This window comes from Acinetobacter sp. AKBS16 (genome assembly GCF_002899995.1).
GTDB lineage: Bacteria > Pseudomonadota > Gammaproteobacteria > Pseudomonadales > Moraxellaceae > Acinetobacter > Acinetobacter baumannii.
On the sequence record NZ_POYH01000098.1, the window covers coordinates 38,656 to 45,721 of the forward strand.

A 7,066-nucleotide genomic window follows, 5' to 3' on the forward strand; every position below is an offset into this window, starting at 1 on the left:
AGAAGTTGGGATGCAAGCAGATATTGTTGTAATAGATGCTGAGGCTATTAATTTATGGCCAGCTCATGACCCGATTGCTACGGCTTTGCAAGCTAGTATTGCCAATATAGAAGCTGTAATGATCGCAGGTCAATGGCGTAAACGTGATTACAAATTATTAGATGCAAGTCTCAATTTAGTAAAAGAACAATTATACGAGTCAGGGCAGCGCCTTGTTGGCGTAATGCAATCACAAACAATGATGGCGCGTTTACGCAATAAAGTCATTAATCACGTTGTTCACAGAACGTTAATAAAACAAAGCCGTTCTTAAAAATTTTTTAAATTAAAAACTGCATAATTTTTTATGCACTCTGAAGGGGTGAAATCTTAACTTATGAAGACTATAGATAAAACAATAGTAGATTTTACAGCGCCCCAAGTCCCTCCACCAAATTCGCTAATTTTTTTATTAGCTTGTGCATGTGGCTTAATTGTCGCTAATTTGTATTATGCTCAGCCTCTAATAGGTTTAATTGCACCAGATATTCATCTAACTACTACAGTAAGTGGTTTAATCGTTACATTAACCCAAATTGGCTATTGTTTGGGGTTGTTGTTACTAGTTCCACTCAGTGATTTACTTGAGAATCGTAAGTTATTTTTATTTATCATGAGTGGGGGAGTTCTAACTTTAGTTATTGCAGCATTTTCAAAGAGTGCGCATGTATTTTTATTTTCATGTTTTTTGATTGGTTTTGGATCAATTTCAGCACAAATTCTGGTTTTAATTGTAGCTCATATGGCACCAATAGAATTTCGAGGACGAGTGGTTGGTAAAGTTATGAGTGGCTTATTTATTGGTATAATGCTATCACGGCCAATTTCTAGTTTTATTGCAGCAAGCTTTGGTTGGCGGTTTGTGTATATATTATCTTCGATAATTATGGTAATTCTGATCGGAATGATGTGGCGATTGTTACCATCACGTATACCAAAAGTTCAGCATAATTATTATGAGTTAATAGGGTCACTTTGGCATCTCTTACGTGATACTTCTGAACTACGTCGCCGTGCAGCTTACCAGGCAACACTTTTTGCAAGTTTTAGTTTGTTTTGGACAGCCGTTCCTTTGATTTTAGCATCTCCTCGCTTTAATTTGACTCAGAAGGATATTGGCCTGTTCTCTCTGGTAGGCGTAGCAGGTGCTGTTGCTGGCCCAATAGCTGGTTGGCTGGCTGATCAAGGAAAGTCACATCTGATGACTGGATTATCTATTACAATGGTGTTTTTTTCATTTTTACTGGCATGGTTTGGGGGAATAAATTCTTTAGGAGTCTTGTTGGTTTCAGCGGTTCTTTTGGACTTTGGAGTTCAAGCGAATCTTGTAGTTGGACAACGTGTCATATTTTCTCTTGGAGAACATATAAGAGGCCGATTAAATGCTTTATTTATTGCTTTGTTTTTTTTAGGCGGTGCAGTGGGTTCAGCATCAGCTAGTATTAGCTATGTCTATGGAGGATGGCCATTAGTATGTATGGTTGGTATTATTTTTCCTTTATTGTCACTGCTGCTTTATAAAACAGAGAGGGTAAATAATGATCAATAAGATGGATGGCTTGATTAAATCTCAATTAAAATTGTATTGCTATAAGAGTGTTTAATAAACCATAAGCAACAACAATATGGATCTTTAAAATAGAACTCTAAATATCGCTTTATTATTTTGGGCCAATCAACCATATCCTGACAAAATTTTATTATAATGCATTTTGGTTTTTTAGATGCTTTTAAATATTCAGTATTAAAATCATTTAATATGAATATAAATGTAATATTTGATAGAGGTGATGATGTCACTATCCCAAGTATCCCCAGGTCGTCCTTCACTTCCACTTGAACGTATACTGGCAGTTGCCCTAGAAATTGCTACTACTGAGGGTGCTGATGCATTAACCCTACGTTATCTTGCAAAAAAATTAAACTCAGGAACAGCAACATTATATCGGAATTTCCAAAGCCGTGAGGATTTAGTGGCACAAGTGGTTGACCAATTATTCTTGAAAATGGAAGCTACGATGCCTGATATGGTAGGACTAAAATGGGAAGAAGCATGTCGTATATTGGCAACACATATGTTCAAGGTTTTAGCGACTCACAGAGGAGCCGCAAGACTTTTACTTGAGTCGATTCCAAATGGCCCTAGTGCTATGAAACAAAGGGAGCGAAGTTTTGCCTTGTTCCTTAGCAATGGTTTTTCCCCATCGCTAGCAGCTAAGGCTTATACAACACTTGCCCGATTTGTTCTTGGATTTGCTATACAACTTTCAGATCAGAATGATTTAAGCAATGATGATCCTCAACAGTCTAATGCATTTGATAATATTGATTGGACTCAATTTCCATCCACTCTAACAGTTATCAACGAGATACCCGTTCCTCTAGAAGTTGAGTTTTCTTTTGGTTTGAATTTAATGATTAATGGTCTAGTTAATCTTTATAAAGATGAGTTAAATCAAGGGTAAACAGGTTGGAAATATGGATGTGGTTCTAATTTCAAGTAAAAAATAAAGGATATTTTTTTATTTAAGATATTATTCTCTGCGAATAATAATAGTAGTGTTAAAATTTAATTAATATTATAGTGGAAAATTTATTATATATACCTATTTTTTTTGAATTTCTTTAAGTAAATTAACTAATTGCTCCATAGAATCATTATTATTAAAGCTGCTAGTTGATTCCTTGTTATCATTTAGATATCCCGTAAAGTATTTTTCTGCTAAGCGAACTTTTAGATCTTCACTTTTATTTTTATCTATATCCACTACATAGGTTGCCATTGCTACCAATTCGGTATGACATTTCATGTAATTATGATATTGATTAGATAGAACATTTTTTTCCTTAATAAGGAATGCTATGAAGCTAGATATAGCAATTACTAGAGTTAATGAATATAGGAAATCAATTGTTTCTTTAGGATGATTAAAATATTTCTGGAAAAAAATTAAAATTATAGTAATAAAAAGAGATACAATAATTGCATTTAATAAATAAATATAAACTTTTAAATCTTCTGCGATTAAAGTAAGGTTTAAGGTCAAGCGTTTTTATAATTATTTTAAATTTTATTAAAAATAAAATTAGAATATTAAAAAATAAAAGATATGATTTTTTATGCATTAAAAAAGAGAACCAGAATATAAAATTCTGGTTCTCTTTTTCAAACTATTTCAATAATTACTTAAGAGTACTTAAGCGTTTAACAACAGCTTCGGCAATTTCTTTACTAGATTGAGGGTTTTGTCCAGTAATGATTCTGTCATCCGATACTACATATGAAGTAAATGGAAGAAAGCCTTGCTTATATTTAGCGCCGTGGTTAATTAAGCTATTTTGTAAGGAAAAAGGAACTTGAGATTTTATTCCAGATAAAGTTTCTTCTTTATTCGCGAACCCAGTAACAGTTCTACCTGAAATGAGTGGTTTACCATCTTCACCTACCAACGGTAATAAGCCTCCCACACCATGACAAACCGCTGAAACGATACCACCTTGGCGATAAATGCTTTCACTAATATTTTTTAGTTCTTTATTATCTGGGAAGTCCCACATTGTTCCATGTCCACCCGTATAATAAATTGCTTTATAGCGTGTTGGATCGATACTGCTTGGTGCCAAAGTGTGGTTTAAGCGATACATAAACTGACGATCAGCTAAAAGTTTTCGAGCTGATTTATCAACGTAAATAGGCTTCATACTACGTTCATCAAGTGGTACAACTCCACCTTGAGGACTGACAAAATCCATGTCATAGCCAGCAGCTTTAGCGACATCATAAAAATGAGTTAATTCAGTAAGCCATAAGCCAGTTTTATCTGAACGAGTCGGATAGGCTGAATGATTGGTCATAACGACTAAAATTTTACCTTTGCTTTTAGCCGTTTCTTGATTTTGTACTTGGTCAGATGCATTTGCATAGCTTACTGATAAAAAAGCCATAAAAAAGGCAATCAACCAACGCTGAAAACTCCAAACTTTAGACACGGTAAGCTCCTCATATTTACCTATTAGGAATGCTAAGATTAAAGTTAGGTGTAAGGTCAAGCTTTTTTAAAAAATGACCGATGAATGGAAAAATGATTAGTCAGAGATTAGGAAGTTCATGATTCAGGTAAATTATAAAGAAAGCATGATGACATGCTTTCTTTATAAGATTTACATTAATTAGCACCGCACTAAATCATTATTTCAAATGCTTTTGAAGTTCAGATCCAGCTTGTGATAACGCAGTTTTCACAGATGGTTCGTTGCTTAACGGATTTAACAGACCATAGTCATGAATCAAACCGTTATAACGAGTTACAGTCACTGGTACACCCGCTTCATCTAAGTTACGGCCAAAAGCTTCACCTTCATCACGCAATACATCTAATTCAGCTGTTTGAATTAATGTTGGTGGGAAGTCTTTTAACTGTTCGCTTGTAGCACGAAGTGGTGATGCCAAAATATTGTTGCGATCATTGGCATTGGTTGTGTAGTTGTCCCAGAACCATTTCATCATGTTCTTAGTCAAGAAGTATCCTTTTTCATACTGATTGTAAGAAGCATTGTCGAAACCAGCATTGGTAACAGGCCATAACATTACGTTGTAACGCACTTTTGGACCGCCAGATTGTTTAATCTGAAGAGCAACAGCAGCCACCATGTTGCCGCCAACGCTATTACCTACTAAAGCTAGACGGCTACCATCAACACCAATTTCTTTACCATGTTTAGCGACCCATTTGGTTGCTTCATATGACTGATTAATTGCTACAGGGAAATGAGCTTCTGGGGAAGGCGTATAGTTCACGTATACAGCCGCTGCACCAGACTCACGAACTAAATCACGAATTAAGCGTTCATGGGTAGCAAAGTCACCTAACACCCAACCGCCACCATGGAAGAACATGAATACAGGAAGAACGCCTTTAGCATTTTCTGGTTTAACAATTTTTAGCTGAATGCTTTGACCATTTATTTGAATAGTTTTATCTGAAACTTGTGCTGGTGGTAGTTTTGCTCCTTTTTGTGCGCCGATTAAAACTTGACGAGCTTCGGTTGGCGTCATCAATTCCATTGGTTTACCGTTACCCGAATTGAGTACGTCTAGGAATGCTTGTACACCCGCAGTCGGAGCAGGAGTATTGATAGCTTCAGCTGAAACAGCTGTAGTGAAAAGAGCAGATGTTAATAAAGCTGTTGCGATTTTCATGGTGAAAACTCACTTTAAGTTAGAAATTTTAAATACAACTTTGAGCCAAGGCTTTTCGTCCAAGATCAAGCTGGTTCTATCGAAAGCTCAGTTCAATAAGTATCTTGTGTATATAATACTTGCACGCAAGATACTTATGGTCAAGAATTATTTATAATAATTTTTAGATAATTTTATTTTTTGGTTTAAATATGAAAGAAAACAAGATATTAGGTGATCAACTCTGTTTTTCGCTTTATTCAGTAGCAAATGCACTTACGCGGCAGTATCGTCCATTACTTAAAGATTTCGATTTAACTTACCCTCAGTTCATCGTTCTTTTAGCTCTTTACGAAGAAGATGATATTTCCCTAAAAGAACTCGGTGAAAAGACTTTATTTGACTCAGGCACCTTAACGCCGTTAGTTCAAAAACTTGAAGCAAAAGAGTTTTTGAAGAGGGTATCAATCAAAGAAGATGAGCGGGTAAAAAAAGTAATATTGACGGACAAAGCTTTAGAGATAAAAGAAAAAGTGATTGATCTACCCAATCAGTTGCGATGTTCAATGCATATGAATGATGAGGAGCTGACTATGCTGAGAAAGCTTTCTTTGAAATTATTGGAAGATTTATAAAGTTTTCTTTAACTGAAAATAATTTTTATCTGCAAATAGTTTAAAGCTTTAAACTTTAAAAAAAGAGGCATCTGAAGGCCTCTTTTTTACATAAAAAATTAATGAATACAACTCTTTAAATAGGGGAATAATAAAAGGTATTGACATTAAAGTTAGCTTTAATCTTAAAGTAAAGCCATACTGAATGAGGTCATTCCAATGAAAGTGTTCGAAAAATTAGTATTCCCAAATGGCTCATATGTTCCTAACCGTATTGCTAAAGCAGCAATGGAAGAAAACATGGCTGATTTAAACCATGCACCATCAGAAGAATTAATGCGTTTATATCAGGCTTGGGCAAATGGTGGCGTAGGTCTAATCATTACCGGAAATGTAATGGTAGACCGCCGAGCAATGACTGGACCGGGCGGCGTAGTGCTTGAAGATGAAAAGCATCTAGATACTTTTAAAAAATGGGCACAAATTGGGCGCTCAAAAGGTGCTCAGATGTGGCTTCAAATTAACCATCCGGGTCGCCAAATGCAAGCCAATCTTGGTCAGCAGACGTGGGCACCATCCGCTATTTCACTTGATCTTGGCAAAATGTCAAATCGCTTCAACACGCCAATCGAAATGACTGAATCTATGATTGCAGAAGTGATTCAGCGTTTTGCAAACACGGCGCGTTTAGGTGAAAAAGCAGGGTTTACCGGTGTGGAAATTCATGCAGCGCATGGTTATTTATTAAGTCAGTTTCTTTCTCCACTGAGTAATAAACGCCAAGATCAATGGGGTGGTTCTTTAGAAAACCGCGCTCGCATTTTAATTGAGATTGTTGAAGCTGTTCGTAAAGTGGTTTCGCCTCAGTTTACTGTTGCAGTAAAACTGAACTCAGCCGATTTCCAACGTGGTGGGTTTAGCGCTGAAGATGCTCAACAAGTGGTTAAAATGTTAAATGAGCATGCAGTCGATTTGGTTGAACTTTCAGGCGGTAGCTATGAAGCACCTGCAATGCAAGGTCAAGCACGTGATGGCCGTACACTTGCTCGTGAAGCTTACTTTTTAGAATTTGCGCAAGAGATTCGTAAAGTTGCCAAAATGCCTGTTATGGTGACAGGTGGGATACGCCGTAAACAAGTGGCAGAGAAAGTGATTGAAAGTGGTGTAGATATGGTCGGTATTGCCACAGCTCTAGCAATTGAACCTAATTTGCCAAATGCTTGGAAACAAGGCC

General features: G+C 36.2%; 7 protein-coding genes and 1 pseudogene. 5 read left to right on the forward strand and 3 right to left on the reverse strand.

Features of this window, described 5'->3' with window-relative positions:
• The 3 genes and pseudogenes from C1642_RS17770 to C1642_RS17780 form a co-directional block, all read left to right on the forward strand.
• Nucleotides 1-313 (forward strand): annotated as a pseudogene (locus C1642_RS17770) (cytosine deaminase); the annotation flags it as partial.
• Between the two features lie 63 nt (nt 314-376).
• Nucleotides 377-1,588 carry an MFS transporter gene (locus tag C1642_RS17775; protein WP_062848778.1) on the forward strand — a complete coding sequence of 404 codons (1,212 nt, stop codon included), beginning with the start codon at nt 377-379 and terminating at the stop codon, nt 1,586-1,588.
• Nucleotides 1,589-1,829: 241 nt separating this feature from the next.
• On the forward strand, nt 1,830-2,504 hold the full coding sequence (locus C1642_RS17780; protein ID WP_213064291.1) for a TetR/AcrR family transcriptional regulator: 675 nt from the start codon (nt 1,830-1,832) through the stop codon (nt 2,502-2,504).
• A gap of 141 nt (nt 2,505-2,645) precedes the next feature.
• On the opposite strand, the gene C1642_RS18915 is transcribed toward C1642_RS17780, so the two are convergent.
• The 3 genes from C1642_RS18915 to C1642_RS17795 form a co-directional block, all read right to left on the reverse strand.
• Nucleotides 2,646-3,086 carry a hypothetical protein gene (locus C1642_RS18915; RefSeq protein ID WP_146035350.1) on the reverse strand — a complete coding sequence of 147 codons (441 nt, stop codon included), beginning with the start codon at nt 3,084-3,086 and terminating at the stop codon, nt 2,646-2,648.
• A 136-nt stretch (nt 3,087-3,222) separates the two neighbouring features.
• Complete coding sequence (locus tag C1642_RS17790) at nt 3,223-4,029, reverse strand: type 1 glutamine amidotransferase domain-containing protein (protein ID WP_005131684.1); 807 nt, start codon at nt 4,027-4,029, stop codon at nt 3,223-3,225.
• Nucleotides 4,030-4,228: 199 nt separating this feature from the next.
• The gene (locus tag C1642_RS17795) at nt 4,229-5,239 is read right to left on the reverse strand and encodes an alpha/beta hydrolase (RefSeq protein ID WP_103236679.1); all 1,011 of its coding nucleotides are present in this window, start codon (nt 5,237-5,239) and stop codon (nt 4,229-4,231) included.
• A gap of 191 nt (nt 5,240-5,430) precedes the next feature.
• On the opposite strand from C1642_RS17795, the gene C1642_RS17800 reads away from it, so the two are divergent.
• A complete protein-coding gene (locus C1642_RS17800) occupies nt 5,431-5,853 on the forward strand; it encodes a MarR family winged helix-turn-helix transcriptional regulator (RefSeq protein WP_024437916.1) in 423 nt (140 codons plus the stop codon).
• 198 nt (nt 5,854-6,051) lie between these two features.
• Nucleotides 6,052-7,066, forward strand: a 1,015-nt coding sequence (locus C1642_RS17805; RefSeq protein ID WP_103236680.1) for an NADH:flavin oxidoreductase/NADH oxidase family protein, incomplete at its 3' end; no start/stop codon positions are given.